General features: G+C 70.7%; 24 protein-coding genes. 10 read left to right on the top strand and 14 right to left on the bottom strand.

Annotated features, from left to right (window positions below):
• Positions 1 to 26 precede the first annotated feature (26 nt).
• Both F4560_RS24725 and cobA read left to right on the top strand, forming a co-directional pair.
• A complete protein-coding gene (locus F4560_RS24725; protein WP_184923651.1) occupies positions 27 to 749 on the top strand; it encodes a PIG-L deacetylase family protein in 723 nt (240 codons plus the stop codon).
• A gap of 45 nt (positions 750 to 794) precedes the next feature.
• Positions 795 to 2,012, top strand: coding sequence for a uroporphyrinogen-III C-methyltransferase (gene cobA / locus F4560_RS24720; protein WP_184923649.1), 1,218 nt, complete (start codon positions 795 to 797; stop codon positions 2,010 to 2,012).
• Here cobA and F4560_RS24715 read toward each other — a convergent pair.
• The gene (locus tag F4560_RS24715) at positions 1,957 to 2,901 is read right to left on the bottom strand and encodes a hypothetical protein (RefSeq protein WP_184923648.1); all 945 of its coding nucleotides are present in this window, start codon (positions 2,899 to 2,901) and stop codon (positions 1,957 to 1,959) included. The two genes, cobA and F4560_RS24715, sit on opposite strands and share 56 nt — an antisense overlap.
• Before the next feature lie 88 nt (positions 2,902 to 2,989).
• Between F4560_RS24715 and F4560_RS24710 the strand changes: the two genes are divergently transcribed.
• Positions 2,990 to 3,892: an ArsR/SmtB family transcription factor gene (locus F4560_RS24710; protein ID WP_184923646.1), complete on the top strand. Its 903-nt coding sequence runs from the start codon at positions 2,990 to 2,992 to the stop codon at positions 3,890 to 3,892.
• A 7-nt stretch (positions 3,893 to 3,899) separates the two neighbouring features.
• On the opposite strand, the gene F4560_RS24705 is transcribed toward F4560_RS24710, so the two are convergent.
• The 3 genes from F4560_RS24705 to F4560_RS24695 form a co-directional block, all read right to left on the bottom strand.
• A complete protein-coding gene (locus F4560_RS24705; RefSeq protein WP_312869463.1) occupies positions 3,900 to 4,604 on the bottom strand; it encodes a phosphatase PAP2 family protein in 705 nt (234 codons plus the stop codon).
• Between the two features lie 696 nt (positions 4,605 to 5,300).
• Entirely contained in the window at positions 5,301 to 6,791 is a 1,491-nt protein-coding gene (locus F4560_RS24700; RefSeq protein ID WP_376775341.1) for a DEAD/DEAH box helicase, read from the bottom strand.
• Positions 6,792 to 6,979: 188 nt separating this feature from the next.
• Entirely contained in the window at positions 6,980 to 7,471 is a 492-nt protein-coding gene (locus tag F4560_RS24695) for an HXXEE domain-containing protein (protein WP_184923639.1), read from the bottom strand.
• A gap of 26 nt (positions 7,472 to 7,497) precedes the next feature.
• On the opposite strand from F4560_RS24695, the gene F4560_RS24690 reads away from it, so the two are divergent.
• Complete coding sequence (locus F4560_RS24690; RefSeq protein ID WP_184923637.1) at positions 7,498 to 8,073, top strand: TetR/AcrR family transcriptional regulator; 576 nt, start codon at positions 7,498 to 7,500, stop codon at positions 8,071 to 8,073.
• Here F4560_RS24690 and F4560_RS24685 read toward each other — a convergent pair.
• From F4560_RS24685 to F4560_RS24675, 3 genes are all read right to left on the bottom strand, one after another.
• A complete protein-coding gene (locus tag F4560_RS24685) occupies positions 8,036 to 9,013 on the bottom strand; it encodes a serine protein kinase RIO (RefSeq protein ID WP_184923636.1) in 978 nt (325 codons plus the stop codon). The genes F4560_RS24690 and F4560_RS24685 overlap by 38 nt on opposite strands.
• A 306-nt stretch (positions 9,014 to 9,319) precedes the next feature.
• Positions 9,320 to 9,886 (bottom strand): hypothetical protein, encoded by a 567-nt coding sequence (locus F4560_RS43750; protein ID WP_221483629.1) that lies wholly within the window; start codon positions 9,884 to 9,886, stop codon positions 9,320 to 9,322.
• Between the two features lie 52 nt (positions 9,887 to 9,938).
• On the bottom strand, positions 9,939 to 10,904 hold the full coding sequence (locus tag F4560_RS24675; protein ID WP_184923634.1) for a GlxA family transcriptional regulator: 966 nt from the start codon (positions 10,902 to 10,904) through the stop codon (positions 9,939 to 9,941).
• A gap of 86 nt (positions 10,905 to 10,990) precedes the next feature.
• On the opposite strand from F4560_RS24675, the gene F4560_RS24670 reads away from it, so the two are divergent.
• Positions 10,991 to 11,305, top strand: a complete 315-nt coding sequence (locus tag F4560_RS24670) for a hypothetical protein (RefSeq protein ID WP_184923632.1) — start codon at positions 10,991 to 10,993, stop codon at positions 11,303 to 11,305.
• On the opposite strand, the gene yaaA is transcribed toward F4560_RS24670, so the two are convergent.
• The 3 genes from yaaA to F4560_RS24655 all read right to left on the bottom strand — a co-directional run bounded on the left by yaaA (position 11,265) and on the right by F4560_RS24655 (position 13,534).
• The gene (gene yaaA, locus F4560_RS44930) at positions 11,265 to 12,008 is read right to left on the bottom strand and encodes a peroxide stress protein YaaA (RefSeq protein WP_184923630.1); all 744 of its coding nucleotides are present in this window, start codon (positions 12,006 to 12,008) and stop codon (positions 11,265 to 11,267) included. The genes F4560_RS24670 and yaaA overlap by 41 nt on opposite strands.
• 486 nt (positions 12,009 to 12,494) lie before the next feature.
• The gene (locus F4560_RS24660) at positions 12,495 to 12,842 is read right to left on the bottom strand and encodes a VOC family protein (RefSeq protein WP_184923628.1); all 348 of its coding nucleotides are present in this window, start codon (positions 12,840 to 12,842) and stop codon (positions 12,495 to 12,497) included.
• An 11-nt stretch (positions 12,843 to 12,853) separates the two neighbouring features.
• Entirely contained in the window at positions 12,854 to 13,534 is a 681-nt protein-coding gene (locus F4560_RS24655) for an alpha/beta hydrolase (protein WP_184923626.1), read from the bottom strand.
• Positions 13,535 to 13,800: 266 nt separating this feature from the next.
• Here F4560_RS24655 and F4560_RS24650 point away from each other — a divergent pair, with 266 nt between their 5' ends.
• A complete protein-coding gene (locus tag F4560_RS24650; protein ID WP_184923623.1) occupies positions 13,801 to 15,546 on the top strand; it encodes a proline--tRNA ligase in 1,746 nt (581 codons plus the stop codon).
• A gap of 87 nt (positions 15,547 to 15,633) precedes the next feature.
• Here the strand turns inward: F4560_RS24650 and F4560_RS24645 are convergent, their stop codons facing one another.
• From F4560_RS24645 to F4560_RS24635, 3 genes are read right to left on the bottom strand one after another with little or no spacing between them, the layout of a single operon-like run.
• Entirely contained in the window at positions 15,634 to 16,347 is a 714-nt protein-coding gene (locus tag F4560_RS24645; RefSeq protein WP_312869462.1) for an HAD family hydrolase, read from the bottom strand.
• Complete coding sequence (locus tag F4560_RS24640; protein ID WP_184923621.1) at positions 16,344 to 17,060, bottom strand: DUF8017 domain-containing protein; 717 nt, start codon at positions 17,058 to 17,060, stop codon at positions 16,344 to 16,346. The genes F4560_RS24645 and F4560_RS24640 overlap by 4 nt, the downstream gene beginning before the upstream one ends.
• A 4-nt stretch (positions 17,061 to 17,064) precedes the next feature.
• On the bottom strand, positions 17,065 to 17,994 hold the full coding sequence (locus tag F4560_RS24635) for a DUF8017 domain-containing protein (RefSeq protein ID WP_184923619.1): 930 nt from the start codon (positions 17,992 to 17,994) through the stop codon (positions 17,065 to 17,067).
• A 157-nt stretch (positions 17,995 to 18,151) separates the two neighbouring features.
• Between F4560_RS24635 and F4560_RS24630 the strand changes: the two genes are divergently transcribed.
• On the top strand, positions 18,152 to 19,213 hold the full coding sequence (locus F4560_RS24630) for an ABC transporter permease (RefSeq protein WP_184923617.1): 1,062 nt from the start codon (positions 18,152 to 18,154) through the stop codon (positions 19,211 to 19,213).
• Here the strand turns inward: F4560_RS24630 and F4560_RS24625 are convergent.
• Entirely contained in the window at positions 19,109 to 19,516 is a 408-nt protein-coding gene (locus F4560_RS24625; protein WP_184923615.1) for a YjbQ family protein, read from the bottom strand. The genes F4560_RS24630 and F4560_RS24625 overlap by 105 nt on opposite strands.
• Before the next feature lie 84 nt (positions 19,517 to 19,600).
• Between F4560_RS24625 and F4560_RS24620 the strand changes: the two genes are divergently transcribed.
• Genes F4560_RS24620 through F4560_RS24610 form a run of 3 tightly spaced genes read left to right on the top strand, consistent with a single transcriptional unit; the run spans position 19,601 to position 22,198 of the window.
• A complete protein-coding gene (locus tag F4560_RS24620) occupies positions 19,601 to 20,377 on the top strand; it encodes an SDR family NAD(P)-dependent oxidoreductase (RefSeq protein ID WP_312869461.1) in 777 nt (258 codons plus the stop codon).
• A 47-nt stretch (positions 20,378 to 20,424) separates the two neighbouring features.
• Entirely contained in the window at positions 20,425 to 21,432 is a 1,008-nt protein-coding gene (locus tag F4560_RS24615; protein ID WP_184923610.1) for an aminotransferase class V-fold PLP-dependent enzyme, read from the top strand.
• A gap of 25 nt (positions 21,433 to 21,457) precedes the next feature.
• The gene (locus F4560_RS24610; protein ID WP_184923608.1) at positions 21,458 to 22,198 is read left to right on the top strand and encodes a hypothetical protein; all 741 of its coding nucleotides are present in this window, start codon (positions 21,458 to 21,460) and stop codon (positions 22,196 to 22,198) included.
• Positions 22,199 to 22,207 lie beyond the last annotated feature (9 nt).

Here is a 22,207-nt window from a genome sequence, read left to right as displayed (position 1 = left end):
CATCGGGCCGGCGTAGCGTCGTCTGCATGTCGGACCTGCCTGATCTGGAACCGGTGCCGGAGGACTGGGAGCGGGCGTTGGCGGTGGTCGCGCACCCCGACGACCTGGAGTACGGGGCGTCCGGCGCGATCGCGCGCTGGACGGCGCAGGGCAAGCACGTCGCATACGTGCTGGCCAGCCGGGGTGAGGCGGGGATCGACACCCTGCCACCGGAGCAGGCCGGGCCGTTGCGGGTGCGTGAGCAGACCGCCAGTGCCGCCGTCGTGGGCGTGGACGTGGTGGAGTTCCTGGACCACCCCGACGGGATGATCGAGTACGGCCTGCCGCTGCGCCGCGACATCGCCGCCGCGATCCGCCGGCACCGCCCCGACGTGGTGATCACCGGCAACCACCACGAGACGTTCCCCGGCGGGTTCCTCAACATGGCCGACCACGCCGCCGTCGGCCGGGCCGTCATCGACGCGGTCCGGGACGCCGCCAACCGGTGGGTGTTCCGCGACCTCGATCTGGAGCCGTGGAGCGGTGTGCGGTTCGTCGCAGTCAACGCCTCCCCGTACGGCGGGCACGCGGTGGACCTGACCGACACGTTCGACCTCGGTGTCGCGTCGTTGCGGGAGCACAAGGCCTACTTGGAGGCGTTGGGCGGCGACATGGGACAGCCCGAGGTGTTCCTGCGCGAGGCGGCCGAACAGACGGGCGCGCGGTTCGGCGGCAGGCTCGCCGCCGGGTTCGAGGTTCTCGTGATGTGAGCACCAGGGTTGGACAGGACATGTCCGGTGTGGATGCTTCTACCCATGCACGGTGAACAGCACTACCTCGTGGGCCTCGACCTGACCGGTCGGCGGGTCGTCGTCGTCGGCGGCGGCACGGTCGCGCAGCGCAGGCTGCCCAGGCTGGTCGCGGCGGGCGCGAGGGTGGAGGTGATCTCGCCCGAGGTGACCCCGGCGGTCCAGGGCATCGTCGAGGGCGGCGAGGCGACGTGGCACGCCCGCGAATACACCGACGGCGACCTGGACGGCGCCTGGTACGTGCTGGCCTGCACATCCTCGCCCGAAGTGAACGCCCGGGTCACCTCGGACGCCGAGGAGCGCCGCGTGTTCTGCGTGCGCGCCGACGTGGCCGTGAAGGGCACCGCCGTGACGCCCGCGGTCGGCGCGCACGACGGCCTGCTGCTGGGTGTCCTCGCCGGCGGGCAGCACCGCCGTTCCGCGAGCGTCCGCGACGGCCTGCTGTCCGCGCTGCGCGACGGCTCCATCGCCGACCACCACGACCAGCCCGCGGGCGTGGCGCTCGTCGGCGGCGGCCCCGGCGACCCGGACCTGATCACCGTGCGCGGTCGCCGGCTGCTGGCCAGGGCGGACGTCGTGGTCGCCGACCGGCTCGGGCCGCGTGAGCTGCTGGACGAACTGCCGCCGCACGTCGAGGTGGTGGACGCGGCGAAGATCCCGTACGGGCGGGCCGCGACCCAGGACTTCATCAACACCACGCTTGTCGAGAACGCCAAGGCGGGCAAGTTCGTGGTCCGCCTCAAGGGCGGTGACCCGTACGTGTTCGGCCGGGGCTTCGAAGAGCTGATCGCGTGCGCCGAGGCGGGCGTTCCGGTCACCGTCGTGCCGGGCGTGACCAGCGCGTTCGGCGTGCCGGCGCTGGCGGACGTGCCGGTCACGCACCGCGGCGTGGCGCACGAGGTGGTGGTCGTGTCCGGCCACGTCGCGCCGGACGACCCGCGATCGCTGGTCGACTGGTCGGCGTTGGCCCGGCTGAGCGGCACGGTCGTGATCCTCATGGGCGTGGAGCGGGCGGCGGCGTTCGCGGACGCGTTGATGGCGGGCCGGCCGGGCGACACCCCCGTGTCGGTGATCCAGGAGGGCACCACGCGGACGCAGAAGGTCGTCCGGTCCACATTGGACTCCCTGGCCGCCGACATCGCCGAGCACGGCATCCGCCCGCCCGCGATCATCGTTGTGGGACCGGTTGCCGGACTGGCGAAGGAACTCCCGTTCCGCTCCTGACCGCCCATGCCGCCCCGGCGGCGACGACCACGGCCAGCCCGCCCAGGGCGGCCAACGTCGTGCCGCCGGGGTGGACCAGCGACTCACCGCGCAACGCCTGCCACGTGAGCAGCGCGAGCAGTCCGAGGTAGCCGAACGCGGCCACGCCGACCAGTCGGGTGCGGACGCGTTCCACCAGCCCGAACGCGGCCAGGCCCAGTGCCAGCAGGATCATCACCTGGAGGCCGTGCATCCCGACGAAGTGCGGGACGCGCAGGTCGCCACCGGTGGTGCTCCACCCGGTGAGCGGCATCCCCGGTCCACCGTCCGGCACGCCGACGCTGTGCCCGCCGACCAACTCCGCCGGCCGCCCGCCCGCGTCCACCGCCGTGACCCGCTTGCCGATCTGGAACACCATCAGGTAGCCGGTGAACATGCCCAGGACCGCCAGGTACAGCCCGCCGCGCACGGCCCACCGCACGTCCGGCCGGCCGAACCGCTGGAACGACAGGACCAGCGCCAGCGCGATGTTGGCCAGGAACATCGCCGGGATCGCGAGGGCGAACGTGCTCTGGAGGAACTCGTTCAGCGGCTCGTCGGACGTGTTGTAGTGGGTGAACATGCCCCGTCCGGCCTGGACCGCGATCAGCCCGACCTCCATGAACATGATCGCCGCGATCACGGTGCCGAGGCCCGACGTCCACCGGCGTCCCCTGTGCGGCAGGGACAGCATCCACGACAGGGTCGCCGAGTAGACCGCCAGCGACACCGAGAACTTGAACGGCTTCGCCCACACCGATTCCCCTTGCAGCACCCGCCCGTCGACCAGCAGAGCCACCGCGCACCCCACCGCGCCCACCGCCATCACCACGGCCACCCAGAGGGTCGGCCGGTGCCACGTCTTCGTCATGGGACAAGCCTCGACCGACGGGCCGCCGCGATCACTGGTGCGGGCGGGACACCCGGAGGTAGGGCAGGCCACACCCCTCGGTGGGACAATGCTTTCGCTGCGGCCGGAATGGCGGGCCGTGCGGAACGGGGTCGGCGTGGCGGTGTGGGTCCGGTTGGCCGGGGTGGGGCTGGCCAAGGTCAGGTTCGCCTACTCCGCGGTGTTCGAGACGGTCATGGCGGTCGACGGGCTGCGCACCCCGGGAGCGCACGCCGTGCACCTGCCGTGGGTGCGGTGGGCGCGGGAACGGGTCGACGGGATCACCGGCCTGGACACGCTGCTGGCCCGGTTGGAGGGCCCCGCGAAACCGGCCGACCTGATGCCCGTGCCGGACGTGCGGATGCCGGACCTGGAAGCGGAACTGCGTGACGTGCGGCAGCCTGAGGCCGACGTCATCCGGCGCTGCCACGAAGTGCTCATCGCACCGCACTGGAAGCGGATCACGGCGGTGCTGGAGGCGGACATCGCGGCACGGGCGGCGACCCTGGCGGACAAGGGCGTCGAGGCCGTGTTCCACGACCTGCACCCGGAAGTCACGTGGGCCGACGGCGAACTCGTCCTGCACCGCAAGCCCGAACACCGGGTGGACCTGGCCGAACACGGACTCGTGCTGTGCCCCAGCGTGTTCTGCTGGCCGAAGGCGTGGATCGCGATCGACCCCGTCGGCCAGGGCGTGCTGCGCTACCCGGCGCGCGGCATCGGGACGCTGTGGGAGGACCGGAGCACACCGGACGACCTGGCCGCTCTGATCGGCCGCACGCGCGCGCACTTGCTGACGTTGCTCGAAGCGCCGAAGAGCACAGCGGATCTGGCGGTGGCGCTGGGCGTCACGGCCGGTGCCGTGTCCCAGCACATCGGCGTCCTGCGTGCGGCCCGCCTGGTCACGACGCGGCGCGAGGGGCGGCACGTCCTGCACATGCGCACCACGCGCGCCGACGCGTTGTTGAGCTGAATGGGCCTCAGCCGACCGGCGACATCAGTGTTCGGGCCCAGCGCCACCGCCCCCAAGCCGCCGCCGCGGCGATCGAGGTCGTCAGCAGCAGCGCGCTCCCGACCACGTCCAGGACGTAGTGGTTGCCGGTGGTGAAGACGACGGCGACCATCCCGGCGGGGAACAGCCAGGCGAGCAGGGCGAGACGTGGATGTGTGCCGCGTGCGCCCAACCACGCGGCGTAGGCGCACAGCCCCGACCATCCGACGTGCAGGCTCGGCATCGCCGAGAAGTGGTTGCGACCGTTCGTCAGATCACGCGACGCGCCGCGGTTGAACAGGTCGTGCTCGGCCACGATGTCGACGATCCCGGGCAGTGCGAACCGAGGTGGGGACATCGGCAGCAGCCAGAAGACGAGCAACGCCAAGGGCGCCATCACGATCAGGGTGCGGACGACCGTGGGGAACACTTCGTTGCGGAAGAACAGCACCCACAGCAACACGGCGGCCAGCGGCAGGTAGTACAAGCGGTAGTACAGCACCGCCGACTGCGTCAGCACCGGGCTCCGGGCAAGCCACTGGTTGGCCGCCAGTTCGATGTCGAGGTTCAGCGAGCGTTCCAGTGATTGCAGCGCTTGGGCGTTCGCCGTCGCCGCCGCGACATCCGTTCCCGCCAAGTTGTGCAACCACGAGTACACCGTCAGACCGACGACCAGGCCGACGAGTGCGGCCACCTGTCGAGGCCACCGGACACCGGTAGTCATGACGTCGCCGGTCTGGAATCGGGCATCCGAAGATCATAAGCGCGCAGAACGCCTGCCATCCCGGACAATCCCCGAAACGACCTCATGTCGGTGCTCGCGGCGGTGGTCGAGGGTGCGCGGTCGGCGCTACGGGGGCGGTGGCAGGAGATCGACGAAGAAGCGCTGGCCGAGGGCCTCGGAACCCTCCGGGTCTCGGCCGCCGGTTCCGCGGTGGCGTCCCCGGCGATCCGCCTGCGTGCTTCCAGCCAAGGCCGGACAGCTACCACACGCACTCGGCGAAGGACTCGTACAACAACGGCTACCCGTCCAAGTCGAGTGTGCCGGTGCGGTCGAGAGGGCCGTACGGGGACTGCTCCATCGACAGCAGCACGCGCCTGCATTACCACTGCTACACGACGAACGACTACGGCAACACGTGGACGTGGGTACGCGTGGTGGGCCAGGACATCGCGGGCTGGGTGTGGGACGAGAACCTCCAGGGGTACGGCTCTTCCGTCCCTGCTGAGTTCCGCACCACGGCCAGGAAACGCAAAGCAGGGGTCCCCCGCCAAGGGGACCCCTGCTTTTATCCTGCCAGAACGGTCCGACAATTCCGGGCCGTCGAGCCCGCGGTCAGCGCTGTGAAGCCGTGCCCGCGAACCAAATGCTGTGAACTAGTGCTGTGAACTAGTGCTGGGTGCTGCCGGTGCTGGCCACCCGGCGAGGACGACCCGCCGCCGCGCCGCCACGGCCACGCTCACCGTCGAAACGGCCACCGCGGAAACCGCCGCCGCCCGCACCGCCACTGCGACGCGGACCGCCACCGCCGCGACGAGCGCGCACGGGGACCTCCGGCTCGACCACGGGAATGCCGCTGGGCACCCGCGCGCCGGTGATGCGGATCAGGTCCTCGTCACCGGGACGGACCTTGGTCGACGTCGGACGGACGCCCGCCCGCGCGGTCAGGCCCTGAACGGTGCGCCGCTGGTCGTGCGTGACCAGCGTGACAACCGTCCCGGACTGCCCGGCACGCGCCGTGCGACCGGCACGGTGCAGGTAGTCCTTCGGGTCGGCCGGCGGGTCGACGTGCACGACGAGGCTCACGTCGTCCACGTGGATGCCGCGCGCCGCCACGTCCGTGGCGATCAGCACCGGCATCGAGCCCTCGCGGAACTGGCCGAGCACCCGCGTACGCGCGCTCTGCGCCTTGCCGCCGTGCAACGCACCCGCGTGCACGCCCATCGACCGCAGCTTCTTGGTCAACCTGTCCACGTGGTGCTTGGTGCGCACGAACATGATCGTGCGGCCCTCGCGCGCGGCGACTTCGGTGACCACGTTCTGCTTGTCCTCGGCGGACACGAACAGCAGGTGGTGCTCCATCGTGGTGACGCTGCCCGTGGGCGGCGAGACCGAGTGGACCACCGGGTTGTGCAGGTACTGGCGGACCAGCTTGTCCACGTCGCCGTCGAGCGTCGCGGAGAACAGCAGTCGCTGCCCGTCCTGCGGGGTGAGGTCGAGGATGGCCCGGACCTGGGGCATGAAGCCCATGTCCGCCATCTGGTCGGCCTCGTCCAGCGCGGTGAACATGATCTCGGACAGGTCGGCGGTGCCCTGCCGGACGTGGTCCGACAACCGGCCGGGGGTCGCGATCAGCAGGTCGACACCACGGCGCAGCGCGTCGATCTGACGCGGGAACGACGTGCCGCCGACGACCGTGCGGCACCAGAGGCCCAGCGAACGGGCGAACGGGTTGAGGGCTTCCTCGACCTGCATCGCCAACTCGCGGGTCGGCACCAGCACGAGGGCGCGCGGCTTCAACGGCTTGGCCCGGCCACCCGCGAGACGGGACAGCAGCGCCAGGCCGAAGGCCAGCGTCTTGCCGGAGCCGGTCTGGCCACGGCCCAGGACGTCGCGGCCGGCCATCGCGTCGGGCAGCGTCGCGGCCTGGATCGGGAAGGGATCGATGATGCCGGCCTGGGTGAGGGCGCCGAGCAACTCGTCGGACAGACCCAGTTCGGCGAACGAGGGCAGCGGGCCCTCGGGCATCGTGCTCTCGACGTGGTCGGGAATGGTCGTCGCCTGCTCCACCGCGGAAGCGGGACGACGGTTGCCCTGGCCTGGGCGCCTGTTACTGCGGGAACTGCGGAACTGCGGGCGCTCGGAACGGCCTTGGGACATTGTCGGCAAAACAAACCTCCGGGACACGGCACGTCTCGGAGATTGCTCTGCTTCAGCAGGCGCGATCGCGGGGACGGGCCCGGCGCGCGGTCGCGCCGATAGTGGTTGGGACGCACCACCGGCCACTCTGGCGGCCTGGGGCGCGCTCTTTCGGCGCCACCGGGCGGTGCACCACTCAGTCTAGCCGATCATTCGGCGGAGTCGGGCACCCTGGCGGTGTTCTCGCGCACACGCATGACCAGGCGGGCGATCCCGTGCGCACCCCCGACGATCACCGGGAACCACAAAAGCGCACGTGACGAGGGCTTTGCCAGGACGCCCGCACGGCTGAGCCGGCGCCACGCCCACAGGCTGAACGGGGCCACCACCGTCGGCGCGGTGAGCACACCGGGTGTGTAGCTACGGAAAACCGCGCTGCTCGCCACGTGCGTGACTGCGTGCAACCCGAAACCCAGGAGCACGGACTGGAAGAACCGCGACCGGCCGTCGGTGCGCGCGCCGTCCGCCGCCGCGGCTGCGACGACCACCCCGACCACGCCGATGGCGATCGCCGCCTCCGGTGTCGTGGTCGTCGGCACGTGCCGGTGCCGCCGCGTCCACCGGGCCATCGTCGCCAACTCTTCGAGATCGTGCACGACCCACGCGGCGAGCAGGCCCCACGTGACCTTCTTGCTGACCATGGCACTTACGTTACATGATGTAACGTATGTCTGGACGACCGCGGAGCACCCACATCGACCGAGCGTTGAGCAAAGCCACGCTCGACCTGCTGGAGGACGTCGGCTTCGACGCGTTGACCCTCGACGCGGTCGCCGCCCGCGCCGGCGTGAGCCGACCCGCCCTGTACCGGCGATGGCCCACCAAACTCCACCTCGTCGCCCACGTGCTGCTGACCGACGTCATCCCGATGACCGACCCGGACACCGGCAGCGCGCGCGAAGACCTGCTCCGCCTCGCGACCGCGCTGGTCGACGGACTCTCGTGGGTCGTGCTCGCCGTGCACGCCGAGGCACGACGGGTGCCCGGCCTGGTCGACGGATTCCTCGCCGACCGGCACGCCCTGGTCGACAAGATCGTCCGACGCGGCGTGGCACGCGGCGAGCTCCGGGCCGATGCCGACCCGGAGCTCGTGCGCGACCTGCTGTTCGGACCGCTCGTCTACCACTGGCTCGCGACCGACGAACCGCGGTCGCCGGACACCGTCTTCGACGTGATCTGGCCCCTGTTCAGCGTCGGCCCGGCCGTTAGCGCAACCCCGCCAGGTCCAACAGCATCTCGGTGACCTCACGGGGCTCCGCCAACTCCGGCGGCAGGCCCCGCCCGGTGAACCAGCCGGCGACGTTGCGCACGTCCCGCTCCAGGAACTCCGGCCCGCGCGGGTTCGCCACCAGGTCCACCACCTGCGGCAGGTCGATCACGACCAGCCGCCCGTCGTGCACCATCAGGTTGAACGCCGACAGGTCGCCGTGCCCCAGACCCGCGGACGCCATCACGCTCAACGCGTCCACAAGCTGCCGCCACAACCCCAGCAACTCGTCCGGTTCCGGACGCAACTGCGCCAACCGCGGCGCCGCCGCACCGTCCGTGCCGACGAACTCCAACAACAACTCGGTGCCGTCACGCTGCACCGGATAGGGCACCGGAGCGCCCAACTTCCAGAGCGTCGTCAACGCGGCGAACTCGGCCACCGCCCACCGCTCCGCGATGAGGTTCCGGCCGAACGCGCTGCGGTTCGCCATCGCGCGCATCTCCCGCGACCGCCGCATCCGCCGGCCTTCGAGATAGCCCGCGTCCCGGTGGAACAGCCGGTGATCGTTGCTGCGATACCGCTTCGCCGCCATCAGGCAGGAGCGGTCGGTGCCGGGCATGGCGCGTTCCAGCAGGAAGACGTCCGCCTCCTTGCCGGTCTTCACGACGCCCAGCTCGCGGTCCACCGCGGACAGGTCGGTGACCAGCCACGACGGGTACGGCTTCGGCCCCTGGTCGGCGTCACCCCAGGTGGACCACCGGTCGCCGTCCGGCGGGACGTCCGCGGCGACCGCGTCCTCCCGCATCTGGGCGAGACGGTCCTTGGCCTCTTCGGTGAGCCGGCCCCGACGGCCCGGCTCGACGTCGCCCTCGGTGCGTGCCAAGGCCTTCTTGGCCTTCTTGACCTGCCACCCGAGGTCGTCGGCGTGGTCGAAATCGGATTCGAAATCTGCGTAATGCTCGTGCTCGCGCACTGGATGTGCTCCAGGTGAAGGGGAGTGATCGCCCCACCCGGCGCGGTGTGGTCCTTCGCGTCAGGAGTGCGGGGCGAGCGGACGGGTCGGTGCCACGTCCCGGACAGCTGTAGCCATCTGGCACCTCCTCGACTCCGCCGTGGTCTCCACCACCGGCGCTCTGCGCGTACGGGAACAGGTTGCCGTGCCCCGCGGGTCCGCGGCAACCGATTTATCCCGCCGCTTCTTCTTGTGCCTGCGCTTGTGGCTCTCACTTCCCTTGCGAGGCTTACGGGTCCCTCGCGGGGCTTGCGCGCCTTACCGGCCTTACGGGCCTTGCGGGCCTTGTGGGCCTTGTGGGCCTTGTGGGCCTTGTGGGCCTTGTGGTGAGTCCACGCGGTAGCTGCCGCGGTTGCCCAACCAGGCCGCGGCCAGTCCGCCGATCACCAGCGAGTCGTGCCGCAGCACGCGTTCGTCGTGCCACTCGGAGGCTTGCGGCGCGGTCGTGAGCATCCTGGTCCGGGCTTCGGCGCTGAACTCGACCAAGGCCCGCACCGCGTCTTCGACCTCGTCCTCCGCGAGCGGTCTGGGCGTCGGGTCGGACGGGAGGGTGAGCGCGGTGTCGGCGAACGTCGCCGTGGTGCCGAGATCGCGGGCGAGTTGGTGTTCCACGGACTCGGCGTTCACCTGCCGCTGCCGCCACTTCCGGTCCGTCAGGGCGAGGCGCAGACCGAGCAGGCGGGCGAGGCAGAGTCCGGACCACACGCGCTTCAACGCCTCCGGCGCGTCGAGGGTGTCGGTGCGGAGGTCTGCGGTGATTCCCCTGAGTAACTCGGGGACGATCGGTTCGGCGGGCGGGTCGCCGAGTGTGCCGCCTGGTGTGTCGAGGCTCACGCGGTCATTCTGGCACTATCGTCACAAACAGGTGACAGGTAGCTGCACTCTGTCACGCGTTCGGCGGGCAGCGGTGGGCGAACGACCGTCGGTAATCCTTTGGTGAGAGGCCGACCACGGACGTGAAGTGGTGCCGCAACAACGCGGCCGTGCCGAAGCCGCAGCGGTGGGCCACGTCCTCGACGGTGAGCTGCGTTTCCTCCAGGAGTTGGCGGGCGCGCAGGACGCGTTGGCTGGTGAGCCAGCGGTGCGGGGTCGTGCCGGTCTCGGCGGCGAACCGGCGGGCGAACGTCCGTTCCGACATGTTCGCCTGGTCGGCCAGGCTGGCGATGGTGTGCTCGTCGTCGAGCCGGTCCTGGAGCCAGGCGAGCACCGGCTGGAGGCTGTCCGCCTGGTGCGGAGGCGTAGGCAGCGCGACGAACTGGCGTTGACCGCCGTCGCGTTGCGGTGCGACGACCATGCGGCGCGCGATGGTGGCGGTGGTGGCCGCGCCGAGTTCGCGGCGGACGATGTGCAGGCACGCGTCGATGCCCGCAGCGGTGCCCGCGCTCGTGACGATGTCGCCGTCGTCCACGAACAGGACGTCCGGGTCGATCTTGGCGTTGGGGAAGCGTTCGGCGAACTCGGTGACGTGGCGCCAGTGGGTGGTGCAGCGGCGGTCGTCGAGCAGACCGGCCGCCCCGAGGATGAAGGCGCCGCTGCACACGGAGAGCAACGTGCTGCCGCGTCGGCTGGCTTCGCGGAGCGCTTCGATGACGGCGGGTGGGTAGTCGGCGCGGATCGTGGCGGCGGGGACGGCGACCAGGTCGGCTTGGTGGAGGGCCTCGAGGCCGTGGTTCGGGGTGAGGGTGGCGCCGACGCTGGTGGTGACGGGTTTGCCGGGGTGTTCGCCGCAGACGCGGAAGTCGAAGGGCGGGACGCCTTCGTCGGTGCGGTCGATGCCGAAGACTTCGCAGATCACGCCGAACTCGAACGGCGCGAGCCCGTCGATGACCACGGCGGCAACGGTGCGGAGCATGCGTTCACGGTACTTGGCAGGATTTTGATGCACAACGGCACAACTGCCAATTGTGGCAGTATCTTGTGCACCGCAGAGTTGGTGCCATGACTTCGATCCTGTTCGTGCTGGCCGTAGTGGCGCTGGTCGTCTACGGCCTGGAGCGCAACCACCACCGCCAGTTCCGCCTGGGTAGCCGCCTCGCCGGTAGTAGTGAGGTCGAGGACCGAGACGTGCCCCGGATGCAGGCGGACCTACACGCCACCACAAGCCACGACACCGAGCCCACGCACGACACCGAGCCCACGCACGACACCCAGCCGCAGCGCCGGCCCCAACCTCACGTCACCGTCGCCCGCAGGCCGGTCAATCTCCAACAAGTCAATCTCCCAGGATCAGATCAGCGGTGCCTGGCCCAGTGAGGTCGACCCGCATCCCGGCCTTACCCGCCACCCTGATCAACCCCTTGAGGTCACTCGGCTCGGCCCGCGACTGGACGATCGCCCGAGCCAGCCGCCCCTTGTGCGCCTTGTTGAAGTGGCTGACCGCATTCCGCCGCCCCTTCGCATCCTCGGTGACCACGCGGACCACCGCGGCACCGGGGATGCGGGCCAGGGACGTGTACGGACTCGACCGCAGGTCCACGACGAACTCGTCGGCCGACCCCAGCACCGGTTCCAACACCGGCCGCCACAACGCGCCAAGCGGCCCGACCGACGGCAACACGCTCCCGCCCGACAGCCGGTAAGCCGGAATCGGATCCCCACCGCCGACGACGCCGAACAACGCCGACGCCACCGCAAGCCGCGCCGAGGCACGGGCTTTCTCGGTCTTGGTGAGCGACCCGAGGTCAAGCGCGTCGTAAAGCACCCCCGTGTACCGCGCGAGGGCGGGCAGTGTGGGGGAGCTGCGGAGTTCCGCGTTGCGCTCCACCTCACCGGCTTGGCGCTCGGACAGGCCGAGCACGGCGAGGCTCGCGGGAACGTCCGCCGCGAGGTCGACCAGTGCGTCGACCAGCTTGCCTCGCACCGGGGTGAGCTCGGTGTGCGAGAGCTGGTCGAGGTCGAGCGGCGCGCCGGAGCCGCCGAGGGCTTTGGTCTCCGACGGGGGGAGCAGTACCAACACGACGGGCCAGCCTAGGCGCTCGCGCAGTTCCCTTAGTTCGGGCCGGCCCCCGCAGTCCGATCCGCAGTCCGATCCGCAGTCCGATCCGCAGTCCGATCCGCAGTCCGATCCGCGCCGCTCCCGCGGTCCGAACCACCCCCCGCGGTCCGAACCACAAGGTCCCTCTTCAGACCAGGTCCGATCCACGAGGTCCCTCTTCAGAGCGAGCCCTGCGGTCCGATCCTCCCCCTGCGGTCCGATCCGCCGAGGTCGCTGCGGTTTGGTCCTTCCGCTGGGCACTGTGGTCCGATCGTTCCACCGAGTGCTGCGGGTCTGATCCTTGAAGTCCCGCAGCGTCCCTGGAGTCAGCGTCCCTGGAGTCCCCGCCGCGCCGTGCCGCCTCCTTCTTTCCCGGCAACGCGGCTCGTCCGCGGAAAGTTGCCCATTCATATCCGGTTAGCTCGGAAGAGTGACCTCGGAGCGATCCTGAGGCCGGGAACCCGCAGGTCAGCCTGGTTGGCCGATGCAGAACTGGTTGCCGTCCGGGTCGGCGAGGACGGTCCACGTCAGGCCGGGGACGGTGTGTTCGCCTACTTCTGTCGCCCCCAGTCCCACCAAGCGGGCGACTTCGGCTACGCGGTCGGCTACGTGGGTGTCGAAGTGGACTCTGTTCTTTCCCGGCGTCGGGTCATCGACCCGCTGCAGCCCCAGCTGCAAGCCCTCACCGTCCGCCGCCAGCACCAGGAACTCGCCCCAGTCCTGCTTGATCGACATACCGAGCGCCTTGGTCCAGAACTCCGCCAGCCGCTGCGGATCCGTCGTGTCGATGGTGATCATCCCGATCTCGAACGTCATACCGCCGCACGCTAGACCTGACCACCGACAATTCCGGCCGACGCAGCGATGACCAGCGCCAACTCCACCGGCCGGGACAAGAACGGGTGGTGGCCCACGGCCATCTCGACCACCCGATCCGTCTTCGCCGCGAACCCCCGCTGCACAGCCGGCGGCGTAGCGCGGTCCTCCGCACACACCACGTACGTCGACGGCGCGGACACCCCCACGGTCACGGGCTGGCCGAACGCCGCCAGGGACTGCCTGGTCAACCGTTCTGCCCCGCCGGACACGAGTTCGGGGGCGCAGTCCTGCATGAACAGCTCCGCGAACATCGAACTCACGGCTCCGACCGTTCCCCCGTCGAAGTCGAAGTCCAGGAACGGCGGTGGCGGCCCGGGCGCCGCCAGTGACGAGAGCGAGTCTCCCGCCGACGGCACCGTCCCGGCCACGTACACCAGGTGCGACACGTCCACCCGACTCGCCGCCTCGGTGATCACCACACCCCCGTACGAGTGGCCCACCAGCACCGACGGCTTGGTCACGGCCTCGACCACCGCCGACACGTCCGCCTCCAGGTCACCCCCGGCCCCACAGCTCGGCAGCTCCACGGCGACCGACCGCAGGCCGAAAGCCTCCAGCGGCTCGACCATGCGGTGCCACCACCAAGCCGCGTCACGCACGCACGCCCCGTGTACGAAAACGATGTCCATGGGGCAAGACCATCACGGGACGGAGCGTGGGAAGCGCGAGTTCACGGTCGGCGGAAGGAGGTTCGCGGCCGGCTGAACGGACGACCCGCCCACGGGCCGAACGGACGACCCGCTCACGACCAGAACGGACGACCCGACCACGAGCTGAACAGACGACCACCCACGACCAGAACGGACGACCGGGCCCGCGAGAAGGAACCCGTTGGAACTGATCAGGCCCGGTTCACTACCCTTTCCGGACAACCCGCCCACGAGGAGCACCCACCGTGATCACGAGGATGTCGTCGCTGTTCCTGCGCACCCTGCGCGAGGACCCGGCCGACGCCGAAGTACCCAGCCACAAGCTGTTGGTCCGCGCCGGCTACGTGCGCCGCGTCGCGCCAGGCGGTTACTCGTGGCTGCCGTTGGGTCTGCGGGTGCTGCGCAACATCGAGCAGATCGTGCGCGAGGAGATGGACGCGTTCGGCGCCCAGGAGATCCAGTTCCCCGCGCTGCTGCCGAAGGAGCCCTACGAGGCGACCAACCGGTGGACCGAGTACGGCCCCAACATCTTCCGCCTCAAGGACCGCAAGGGCGCCGACTACCTGCTCGGCCCCACCCACGAGGAGCTGTTCACGCTCACCGTTAAGGGCGAGTACTCGTCCTACAAGGACTACCCGGTCACGCTCTACCAGATCCAGACCAAGTACCGGGACGAGGCACGCCCCCGCGCGGGCATCCTGCGCGGCCGTGAGTTCGTGATGAAGGACTCCTACTCCTTCGACCTCACCGACGAGGGCCTGGCCGAGTCCTACCAGCAGCACCGCGACGCCTACATCCGGATCTTCGACCGGCTCGGCATGGAGTACGTCATCGTCTCCGCCACGTCCGGCGCGATGGGCGGCTCGGCGTCGGAGGAGTTCCTGGCGGTCGCGCCGAACGGCGAGGACACCTTCGTCCGCAGCACGGAGTCCGGCTACGCGGCGAACGTGGAGGCGGTCACGACGCCCGCGCCCGCCGAGCAGGACCCGGCGGCGCAGCCCGAGGCGCAGGTGCACCACACGCCGAACACGCCGACCATCGAGTCCCTGGTCACCTTCCTCAACGCCAACACGGACCGCACCTTCACCGCCGCGGACACGCTGAAGAACGTCCTGGTGAAGACCCGGAAGCCCGGCGAGAAGGAGTGGACGCTCCTCGCCATCGGCCTGCCCGGCGACCGCGAGGTCGACCTGAAGCGGCTGGAGGCGGCGGTCGAGCCGGCCGAGGTGGCGATGCTGGAGGAGGCGGACTTCGCCCGCAACTCCTTCCTGGTCAAGGGCTACATCGGCCCGGCGGCGCTCCAGGCCAACGGCGTCCGGTACCTGGCCGACCCGCGCGTGGTGCGCGGCACGGCGTGGGTCACCGGCGCGGACAAGGCCGACCACCACGTGGTGGACCTCGTCGCCGGCCGTGACTTCACCCCCGACGGCACGATCGACGTGGCGGAGGTCCGCGAGGGCGACCCGTCACCCGACGGCAAGGGCGTGCTGGTCGCCGCGCGCGGCATCGAGATCGGGCACATCTTCCAGTTGGGCCGCAAGTACGCGGACGCGTTCTCGCTGGACGCGCTGGGTCCGGACAGCAAGCCCGTCCGGATCACCATGGGCTCGTACGGCGTCGGCGTGTCCCGCCTGGTGGCCGCGATCGCCGAGCAGAGCCACGACGACCGCGGTCTGATCTGGCCTCGGAACGTGGCGCCGGCGGACGTGCACGTGGTCGTCGCGGGCAAGGACGAGACGCTGCTCGCGGGCGGTGCGAAGCTCGCTGAGGAGCTGTCGGCGTCCGGCCTGAGGGTGCTGCTGGACGACCGCAAGGCGAGCCCGGGCGTGAAGTTCGCGGACGCCGAGCTGATCGGTGTGCCGACCATCCTGGTCGTGGGCCGCGGCCTGGTGAACGGCCTGGTCGAGGTCAAGGACCGCCGCACGGGTGAGCGGACCGAGGTGGCGCTCGGCGCCGCCGTTCAGCACCTGCTCGAGGTCGTCAGGGGCTGAGCACGCGAGGTCGCGTCACTCGTTCGGGTCTCATTTCCGGTGATCACGCTTTTCGATCGCCGGAAATGAGGCGCGAGCGAGCGACTGTCAGGCGACCGAGCCGCCGTCTGCGGAGCAGCGGCCATCCAGCACCGCGCTCAGAACAGCCGCGGTGTCGGAGAGGTCGGTGAGCACGATGTGCGCGCCCGCCTCTCGCAGTTCCGCGACGCTGCTGCCGCCGGTCGCCACCCCGATGGCGACGGCGCCGTGGTGCAGTGCGGCGTCCACGTCGTGCGGCGTGTCGCCGATGACCACGGACCGGAACTCGCGGGTGTGCTTGGCGGAGGCCAGCCGCACCGCCTCCAGCACCAGCGCGGGTCGGTGCTCGGACACCGAGCCGTAGCCGCCGATCTCGAAGTCCACGTGCTCGTCCAGCCCGAACGCCGCCAGCTTGTACCGGGCGATCTCGACCAGGTTCCCCGTCACCAGCGACTGCACGACGTTCTCCCGCGCCGCCAACGCCTTCAGCGCCGCCAAAGCACCCGGCAGCGCGTGCCCGTGTGACGGCAGCAGGTGGCGTTCCCGAGCGGCCACGTCGATCAGTTCCGCGTGCAGCCGCGTGACCAGTTCCTCGGTGGGCTCGAGGTCGTGCGACGCCAGCATCTCCAGCGTGATGGCACGCTCGGTGCGGCCACCGAAATTGAGCGGGTGCACGAGGTCCAGGCCCGCCGCCGCGCGCAACGCGGTGCGGTACCACTCGCGGCCGAGACCCCTCGCGTTGATCAGCGTCAGGTCGATGTCCCACAGCACCAGGGTGTTCACGACAGCCGCACGCTCTCCAGGATCCGCTTCACGTCGTCGTCGGACGGCCCCTCGGCCACGTGCGGCCCGCCTTCGGCGACGTTCAGCACGAACACCGACGTCTTCTTACCGTTGCGCAACGCCACCGCGCTGACCGTGGCCTTGGGCGCGTAGCAGGCGCTGGCGGACTTCGGCGTCACCGAGACGCTGACCCGCACCACCTCGGGCTCCGCGGAGTCACCGGACTCGACCTGCGGTTCGGCGATCTCGGGCGGCGCGCCGTTGACGGTGTACCCGCCGGCCGCGATCCGGTTCACCAGGTCGGTGGCGACCTTCTCCAGGTCGTCGTCGGCAGCAGTTCCGGCCATCGCCTGCGCCTGGATCATGCTGCGCCCCTGGCACTGGAACGGCCGCGAAACGTACGACGTGGACATCCGCACCGGCCCGGACGCGCCGGCGCCGGTGGACTCCCACGACGGCGGCAGCTCGTACTCCAGGCCTGACTGCGAGTCCTCCACCGGCTGCCATTCCGGCCCGGACGGCGTGGTCGACGTCGGCGTCGACCCGGACGACGTGGGCGTGGCCTCACTCTTGGAGTTCAGCACCACGAATGCCGTCACGCCGCCGCCGAGGGCGAGCACGCCGACCACGGCGAGCGCGATCCACAACGGCGCGCGGCTCGGTGGCTTCGGTGGCGGTTGCTGCTGGTAGACGCCCAGTCCGGAGTAGCTCACGGGCTCAGCTCCGGCTCAGTGCCCGGACGGAGTCGACCATGGTCTGCAGGTCGGCCTCCGTCGGCGGCTTGGGCTCGGCGGGACCGCCTTCGAGGTCGCCGTTGGACATGAACACGTGGAACCCCTTGTCGCCGCGCAGCACCAGCACCTTCACCATGCCCTTGGTGGCCAGGCACTTGTCACCGGACGTGGTGATGGTGGCGTCGACCTGCACGCCCTCGATTTCAGCCGGCTTGTTGGGCACCTTCACGGGCTTCGGCTCGCTCAGCTTCACGTCGAACTGGGGCGCCGACTCGTAGAACTGGGTGCCGAGCTTCTGGGCGAAGTCCTTGGCCACCGCGGCCAGGTCGGTCTGAGGCACCACGACGCCGCCCGCGCCGCCGCGGGTGAAGCCCCGGCCCTCGCAGTCGTAGGCGCCGACGACGGTCAGGCCGGTCAGCTTCACGTCCGTCATCCCCTCGACCGCGGCGTGGCCGTCCGAGGGGGACCAGCCCTTGGGCACGTCGTAGCTGTACGACAGGCCGGGGACGGGCAGGCAGTTCCAGCCGGGCTGGACCGGCTGGCAGGTGGTGTTCGGCGCGCTCGACTTCGTGGTCGACTTCGCAGTCGATTTCGCGGTGGTGGTCGTCGTGGGCGCGCTGCTGCTCGTGTTCTGGGCGATCGGCGCCGGGGCGTCCGGGCGGGTCATCACGTAGGTCGTCACGCCGGCACCGACGAGCACGAGCACGACCGCGCCGACCGCCAGCCACAGCTTGGTCTTGTCCTTCTTGGGCGGCGGCTCGGCGCCGCCGGAGAACACGCCGAGCCCGCCGTACGAACCGCCGTAACCCTGCTGCGGGTAGCCCTGCTGCGCATGGCCGTGGTCCTGCGGCCCCCAGTCGCCCTGGCCGGGCTGGCCGCCCCAGCCGGACTGGCCGTCACCTGGGTAAGTCACGGCGAAACCGTACCGTGCCGGTTCCCCGTCCCGGACCTCTCCGAGGAATTCAGCACACGTTGACTTCTCTCGTGGGCGCGGCGTAGCGTCGAATTCAACACCTGATGAACTACGCGATCCGATCAACTCCGATCCGATCGACTACGAGGAGGACGACATGGCCGCACTGCACGACCGACCGCCGGCGGTCACCGCTGTGGCCACCGCCGTGGTGGGCGCGCTGATCGCGCTCGTGCTGGGTCTGGTGACGTTCGGCGTCCAGGCGACCGTGCACCCGGAGGCGGTGCCGCTCGCGGTCGCCGTGGGCCCCGATGCGCCACCACAGCTGCGCGGCGTCGCCGACAAGCTCGCCGGTGCGGGCACGGCGGAGGTCACGTGGCGCGTGACCACACCGGGGGAGGCGCGGGACCTGCTGTCCCGCCAAGAGGTCTACGGCGTGCTCGAACTGGCGCCCGCCGGCGCGACCGTGGTGCTGTCCGGCGCGGTGAACCCGTCCGGCACGCAGGTCGCCCAGCAGGTGCTCGCCGGCGTCACGCAAGGGGCCGGGATGCAGGCGCAGGTCCTCATGCTGAACCCGGCGTCCGCCGCGGGTCGGACCGCGCCACTGGCCGCGAGCGCGTTGCTGTGGATCACGGGTCTAATCGCCGGGGCGGCGTTCACGGCGCTGGCACGCAGGCCGAACACGGTCAGCAGGCTGGTCGGCGCCACGACGGCGACCGTGCTGGGCGTCGCGGTCGTGGCGGGCTTCTTCGCCCTGTGGGACTCGGCGCTGCCGCTCGGCTGGGACGTGCTCGGCTACCTCGCCCTGCTCGCCGGGGCGTTCGCCCTGGTCCAGGGCGCTCTGCTGCGGCTTCTCGGCATCCGCGCGATGGCCCTGCTGGGACCGATGTACCTGATCGCGCCCGCTGTCGCCGGTCAGGTGCCGGAACTGCTCGACCCCGTCTACCGCGCGTTGCTGTGGTCGTGGACGCCGTTCCGGTTCTCCGCCGAGGGCCTGCGCGCGCTGCTGAACGGCGGCTCGCCCGACACCGCCCAGGTGTGGGTGTTCGTGGGCATGGCCGCGGTCGGTCTGGCCGTCCTGCTTCTGCCCAAGAAGGTCCTGCCGGAGAAGGGCCTAGCCGGGAAGGAAGGACAGCCGGACCTTGCGGACGGGGTTGTCGACGTTCGTGTCGACCAGGCAGACGGACTGCCAGGTGCCCAGCGCCAGCACACCGCCTAGCACCGGGATCGTCGCGTACGGCGGCACCAGCGCGGGGAGCACGTGGTCACGGCCGTGACCCGGCGTCCCGTGCCGGTGCCGCCACCGGCCGTCGGCGGGCAGCAGCTCGCGCAGCGCGGCCAGCAGGTCTTCGTCGCTGCCCGCGCCGGTCTCCAGCACCGCCAGACCGGCGGTGGCGTGCGGCACCCAGACGTGCAGCAGCCCGTCGCCGTCCACCTCGGCCAGGAAGTCCTCGCACGCACGGGTCAGGTCGTGCACGACCTCGGCCGACCCGGTGCGGATCTCGATCTCTTCACTGCGCATGACCCCAGAGCTTACGAACGCCGCACGTCCGACCACCCGCAATTGCGATGCGACGCCGTCCCCCGATCAGGCAGGATGCGGATCGTGATCCATACCGCGATCGTCACGGGGGCCAACCAGGGCATCGGCGCCGAGACCGCCAAGGCCCTCGCGGCACAGGGAGTCAACGTCCTCATCACGTTCCTGCGCTTCGTGCCCCCGCCGGACCCGAGCACGCCGCAGGAGTACTTCACCGCCCGCGAGTCGGGCGCGGACGAGGTGGTCGCCGCCATCACCGAGGCGGGCGGCAAGGCGCACGCGATCGAGGTCGACCTCACCGACCCGCTGGCGCCCGCCATGCTGTTCGACACCGCCGAACAGGTCTTCGGACCGGTCGACATCCTGGTCAACAACGCGTCCGCCTGGGTCCAGGACACGTTCCTGGCCGCCGAGACCGACAAGTTCGGCCGGCTGCTGGGGGCGGTGACGGCGCAGACGTTCGACGCGCAGTTCGCGGTGGACGCACGGGCCGGCGCGCTGCTGATCGCCGAGTTCGCCCGGCGGCACATCGCCCGCGGCGGGAACTGGGGACGCATCGTCGGCCTCACGTCGGGCGGCCCGCTCGGGTTCCCCAGCGAGGTGACCTACGGCGCGGCCAAGGCGGCGCTGGACAACTACGCCATGGCCGCGGCGACCGAGCTGTGGCCGCACGGCATCACGTCGAACGTGGTCAAGCCGGGCGTCACCGACACCGGCTGGGTCAACGACGCGGTCCGCGCGGAGCACGACGTGTCGCAGCCGGAGGACGTCGCCGGCGTGGTGGCGTTCCTGTGCTCCGACGCGGCGGCCAAGGTCACCAGGAACGTGATCAGCCTGCACTGACGGTTTTCCGGTGGACGCCGAGGCCTGCGAGCCCCTGTGATGGCCTCATGCGCTCATCGTTCGGCACGACCTTCGACGTCCCCCTCGGCTACCTGAACACCGCCGGCATCGGCGTCCCGCCCGCACCCGCCGCCGCCGCTGTGTCCGAGGCCGTGCGGCGGTGGTCGGCGGGCCTCGACCGCCCCACCGACTTCGACCCCCACGTCGCCGCGGCGCGCACCGCGTTCGGGCAGCTCGTGGGCGTGCCGGCCGAACGTGTGGCGATGGGCGCGTCGGGCTCCCAGCTCGTGGCCCTGGTGGCCGCCGGCCTGCCCGCCGACGCGTCCGTGCTGGTGGCGCGAGGCGAGTTCACCAGCCTGACGTTCCCGTTCGCGGCGCGGGGCTTGCGGGTCACCGAAGTCGATCTGGACGAGATCGTGGCCGAAGCGGGCTCGCACGACCTCGTCGCGGTGAGCGTCGTGCAGTCCGTCGACGGCCGGATCGTGGACCTGGAAGGGCTCCGCGCGACCGGCGTGCCGGTGCTCCTGGACGCTTCCCAGGCGGCCGGCTGGCTGCCGCTCGAACTGGACTGGGCGGACTGGGTGGTCGCCGTCGGCTACAAGTTCCTGATGGCCCCGCGGGGGTGCGCGTGGCTCGCGTGCTCGCCCTCGGCGTTGGAGCGCACGGTGCCCGCGGCGGCGAACTGGTACGCCGGTGACGACCCCTGGACCACGGTCTACGGGCTGCCGCTGCGCCTCGCGCCGGACGCCCGGCGGCTCGACATCTCACCCGGCTGGCTGGCCCAGGTCGGCGCCGCGGCGTCGCTGACGTACCTCGCCTCGCTCGACCTGGCGGCGGTCCGCGACCACAACGTGGCGCTCGCCGACACCCTCCTGGCCGGTCTCGGGCTGCCCGCGCGCGGATCCGCGATCGTGTCGCTGGACCTGCCGTCGGCGAGCGAGCGGCTGGCCGCCGCCGGAGTTCGGTCGAGTCTGCGCGCCGGACGGGTCCGGCTGGCGTTTCACCTGTACAACGCCGTGCCCGATGTCGATCTGGTGCTCAAGGCGCTCGGCTGACGCCCGTCCGTTACCGTGAGTCTTTGTGTCGGTTCCTCCCGAATCACCCCAAGAGGTGACGCAGCGGATCCCGCCCATCCGGACGTCGGACACGGCGCCGCTGTGGCGGTCGGAGATCGGTCAGTTGGACTCGTTGCTGAACTCGCCGCCGCCCCGGCCGCCCGCGCCGAAGCCGTCCCGTCGCGGGCTGGTGCTCAAAGGGCTGGGGCTGGTCGGTGTGGCCGTGGTGTCCGGGCTGGTCTGGCTGGTCGTGATGCCGAAGAACGAGCAGACCGGCACACCCGCCCCGACGTCCGCGCCGCCCGGCGAGTTCACCTTCGTCAAGTCGCCGGACGTGCCGGAGCCGCTCAAGGACAGCGACTGCGCGCCGCACGCGTACGGGCCGACCAAGGTTTTCCTGACCACCACGCCGTGCCAGCAGCTCACTCGCGGGCTGTACACGACCACCACCCCCGACGGGGTGAAGGTCTACACATCCGTGTCCGTGGTGCGGATGAAGACCGTCGAAGACGCCGCCAAGCTCAAGGACCTGACCACCCGCGACGGCACCGGCAACGTCAACGACCTGGTCAAGGACGGCGCGGTGCGGGTGCCGAACATGCTCACGCTGGCCAATGGCGGTTTCGCGTCGGAGCAGAGGGACCTCGACGTGATCATCATCGAGTCTGACTCGGCCGTCCACGGCCCCGACGAGACCAGGCACATCCAGTTGATGAAGCGGATCAGCGAAGACGCCATGCGCCTCGCCGCAGACCTGATCCCCTGACCCCGCCGG

The sequence above is a fragment of the Saccharothrix ecbatanensis genome, from assembly GCF_014205015.1.
GTDB classification, from domain to species: Bacteria; Actinomycetota; Actinomycetes; order Mycobacteriales; family Pseudonocardiaceae; genus Actinosynnema; species Actinosynnema ecbatanense.
The sequence above is the reverse complement of the archived record's forward strand: the minus strand, read 5'-3'. Positions and strand labels throughout refer to the sequence as shown.